Genomic DNA, 3492 nt, shown 5'->3' with positions numbered 1-3492 from the left:
CCCTTCTTCTGCGCGATGCTGAACGGCACGATTTCGTCCTTGAAGCGGCCCGCGTCCTGGGCCGCGGCGGCCTTCTGCTGGCTGCCCAGTGCGAGCGCATCCTGCTGCTCGCGCGTGATGCCGTACTTCTTGGCCACGTTCTCGGCCGTGATGCCCATGTGGTACTGGTTGTACACGTCCCACAGGCCGTCGACGATCATGGTGTCGACCATCTTCCAGTCGCCCATGCGCTGGCCATCGCGCGAGCCGTTGAGCACGTGGGGGCTCATGCTCATGCTCTCCTGGCCGCCGGCGATGATGATGTCGCTGTCGCCATCGCGGATGGCCTGAGCCGCCAGCATCACGGCCTTGAGGCCCGAGCCGCAGACCTTGTTGATCGTCATGGCTGGCACGACGTTGGGCAGGCCGGACTTGATGACGGACTGGCGCGCCGGGTTCTGGCCGACGCCAGCGGTCAGCACCTGGCCGAGGATGACCTCGTTGATCTGGTCGCCGSCCAGGCCGGTGCGGCGCAGCAGGTCCTGGATGACGGCAGCGCCCAGCTCGGTGGCGGGCGTCTTGGCGAGCGTGCCGCCGAACTTGCCGATGGCCGTGCGTGCGGCGGCGACGATGACGATGTCTTCTTTGCTCATGGATGTCTCCTTAAAAACGATCAGGCCTTGACCTTCACATAGCGACCGGGCGCGGGCTCGATCGCCTTGAACTTGCGGTTGCCCGGCTCTTTGGGCGCGGGCTTTTTGGCGCCGGCATGCAAGGCCAGCCAGGCGGACCAGTCCGGCCACCAGCTGCCGGGGTGTTCGGTGGCACTGGCCAACCAGGCCTCGGGGTCGGCCGGCAGGGCTGCTCCCTTGGCAATCCAGTGGCTGCGCTTGCCCTTGGCGGGCGGGTTGATGACGCCGGCGATATGACCCGACGCACCCAGCACGAAGCGCTTCTTGCCCTTGAGGATCTGGGTGCTGCGGTAGGCGCTGGTCCAAGGCACGATATGGTCCTCGCGCGAGCCGTAGATGTAGACCGGGGCCTCGATGGCGCCGATGTCCAGCTTCTCGCCGCAGACCGTCAGCTTGCCCGGCTGCTTCAACTCGTTTTGCAAGTAGGTGTGGCGCAGATACCAGCAGTACATCGGCCCGGGCAGGTTGGTCGAGTCGCCGTTCCAGTACAGCAGGTCGAAGGGCGGCGGCTGCTCGCCCTTCAGGTAGTTGCCGACGACGTAGTTCCACACCAGGTCGTTGGGGCGCAGGAAGCTGAAGGTCGTGGCCAGCTCCTGGCCGTGCAGCAGTTGCGGGCCCTTGGGCGACTCGGGGCCCAGCGTCGCCTCGCGCAGCCTCACCATGGCCTCGTCGACAAAGATGTCGAGGATGCCGTTGTCGGCAAAGTCCAGCAGCGTGGTCAGCAGCGTGACGCTGGCGGCCGGCTGTTCGCCGCGCGCGGCCAGCACGCCCAGGGCCGTGGCGAGGATGGTGCCGCCGACGCAGAAGCCCAAGGTGTTGATCTTGTCCTGGCCCGAGATCTCCTGCGCGACGCGGATGGCTTCGATGGCGCCGGTCTCGATGTAGTCGTCCCAGCCCAGCTGCTTGATGGATTCATCCGGGTTGCGCCAACTGACGACGAAGACGCGATGGCCTTCGGAGACGGCGTAGCGGATCAGCGAGTTGTCCGGCTGCAGGTCCAGGATGTAGAACTTGTTGATGCAGGGCGGCACCAGCAGGAAGGGTCGCGTGTGCACTTCCTTCGTCAGCGGCGCGTATTCGATGAGCTGGAACAGCTCGTTCTCGAAAACGATGCTGCCGGCCGTGGTGGCCACGTTCTTGCCGACCTCGAAGGCGCTCTCGTCCGTCTGCGACACATGGCCGCGCTGCACGTCGCCCCACAGTTGCTGCAGGCCACGGGTCAGCGTCTCGCCCTGGCTGTCCAGCGCCAGCTTCTGCGCCTCGGGGTTCAACGCCAGGTAATTGCTGGGCGACACGGCATCGACGAACTGCTGCACGGCGAAACGGATGCGCGCCTTGGTCTTGTCGTCCGCCTCGATGGCCGAGGCCATCCGGCCCAGCGTCTGGCTGTTGAGCAGGTAGAGCTGGGTCATGAAGCTGGCGGCCGGGTTGCTCCGCCATTCGGGCGCGGCGAAGCGGCGGTCGCCGATGGCCGGAGCCTCGCCCTGCCCCAGCGACGTGTTCCACAACGCCGTGGCCTGCTTCAGATAATCGGCCTGCAATTCGGCCAGTGCGGTGGGTGAGATCTGCGGCAGATGCGCCATCTGCTGCATCAGGTCCGCGAATACAGCCGGCCCCTCCATAGCGGGCGGGGCGTCGTTCTTCTTGCGTGTGGCCATGTCTTCCTCGGAGCTCCCGCGTCAGCGGTGTTGTCTCGATCCGTTGCAATAAGCTTGCCACATCTCGCAGACCCTGTTTGTACTCTTGCGCACTGACGCGCCAATGACACCCCCATCATGTACCTCGTTGCCATCGCGTGGGCCTACGTCGCGCTGATGATGGCGGCAGCAGAAGCGATCAGCCCTCAGGGCTCGCTGTTCGGTGCCTTCGTCACGCTGATGCTCTACGGCGTCCTTCCACTGGGCCTGCTGCTCTACATCCTCGGCACGCCCGGCCGCAAGCGTCGGCGGCGTGCTGCCGAGCTAGCCGCGCAAGGAGATGCAGGCGGCCATCCGGCCGCGGGGCCGGCCGAGAGCCTCGCCCCGGAACGAGAAGAAAAGTGAATCATCGGTCAGGGTGCACCAGGTGCCGCCGCTGATTTGGGTGATATTGACCGAGATCAATCTTTCGCGAGCCAACAGGGGCAGATCAGCGCGCCAGCGAGGCTCGGGGTTGGGCCGGTAGACGAAGCCGGGCTGGTCGCACTCGATGGGCTCACGCCCAAAGGCGGCGACGACCTCTGGGCCCACCTCGAAGGCCGCGGGGCCGATGCAGGCGCCCAGCCAGGCTTTCACTTCATGCGGCTCGCAGTTCGCGGCGTCGCAAAGCTCGGCCACCGTGTTCTCCAGCACGCCAGCCGCCAGGCCGCGCCAGCCCGCGTGCGCGCCGGCCACACCGCCCGGCGCCGAGAACAGCACCGGCAGGCAGTCGGCGACCAGGATGGCCACGGCCAGCTCGGGGTCGGTCGACACGGCTGCATCAGCCTTGGGCGCGTTGTCATCGTGCCAGCCGGCACGCAGGCGCACGACGTCCGCGCCATGGACCTGATCGAGAAAGACCGGCCGCGCGCCGAGCACCTCGGCGAGTCCGATGCGGTTGGCCTTGGCCAGTTCGGGGTCGCCCGCCTTGCGTCCGAAGTTGGGACCGCGAGTGGTCATGAAGGCCGTCACGCCCGGCCAATCCGGGCGCAGCCAGTTCGGATCAGGCTGCATCGGGACAGACGCTGGGATGCGTATTGGCAAAGGCCGGCAGGGCCAGGCAGGCGGCGTTCACGCGCATGACGGTCGGGAAGTCGTCCAGCGGGCATTCGAAGCGCTGGGCGTTGTAGACCTGGGGCACGAGC

At 66.7% G+C, this 3492-nt stretch carries 4 protein-coding genes; 1 reads left to right on the top strand and 3 read right to left on the bottom strand.

The features are described 5' to 3' along the window. Together AC1DU6_RS24030 and phaC are read right to left on the bottom strand one after the other, a co-directional pair. The coding region (locus tag AC1DU6_RS24030; RefSeq protein ID WP_477860142.1) for a thiolase family protein at positions 1-632 on the bottom strand (632 nt) is incomplete at its 3' end. A gap of 20 nt (positions 633-652) precedes the next feature. Then, positions 653-2263, bottom strand: a complete 1611-nt coding sequence (gene phaC / locus AC1DU6_RS24025) for a class I poly(R)-hydroxyalkanoic acid synthase (protein WP_457349924.1) — start codon at positions 2261-2263, stop codon at positions 653-655. 183 nt (positions 2264-2446) lie between these two features. On the opposite strand from phaC, the gene AC1DU6_RS24020 reads away from it, so the two are divergent. Next, positions 2447-2713 carry a hypothetical protein gene (locus AC1DU6_RS24020; protein WP_457322752.1) on the top strand — a complete coding sequence of 89 codons (267 nt, stop codon included), beginning with the start codon at positions 2447-2449 and terminating at the stop codon, positions 2711-2713. Here the strand turns inward: AC1DU6_RS24020 and AC1DU6_RS24015 are convergent. Further along, on the bottom strand, positions 2633-3361 hold the full coding sequence (locus tag AC1DU6_RS24015) for a purine nucleoside phosphorylase YfiH/LACC1 family protein (RefSeq protein WP_477860139.1): 729 nt from the start codon (positions 3359-3361) through the stop codon (positions 2633-2635). The genes AC1DU6_RS24020 and AC1DU6_RS24015 overlap by 81 nt on opposite strands. Positions 3362-3492 lie beyond the last annotated feature (131 nt).

The organism is Roseateles sp. P5_B10 (assembly GCF_056400485.1).
Note: the sequence above shows the minus strand (reverse complement) of the source record. Positions and strands in the feature narration are given on the sequence as shown.

What these genes read in the sequence shown, in the direction of transcription:
- phaC (WP_457349924.1), bottom strand. Translation starts at nt 2,263, where the DNA reads ATGCAGCAGATGGCGCATCTGCCGCAGATCTCACCCACCGCACTGGCC.
- AC1DU6_RS24020 (WP_457322752.1), top strand. Translation starts at nt 2,447, where the DNA reads ATGTACCTCGTTGCCATCGCGTGGGCCTACGTCGCGCTGATGATGGCG.
- AC1DU6_RS24015 (WP_477860139.1), bottom strand. Translation starts at nt 3,361, where the DNA reads ATGCAGCCTGATCCGAACTGGCTGCGCCCGGATTGGCCGGGCGTGACG.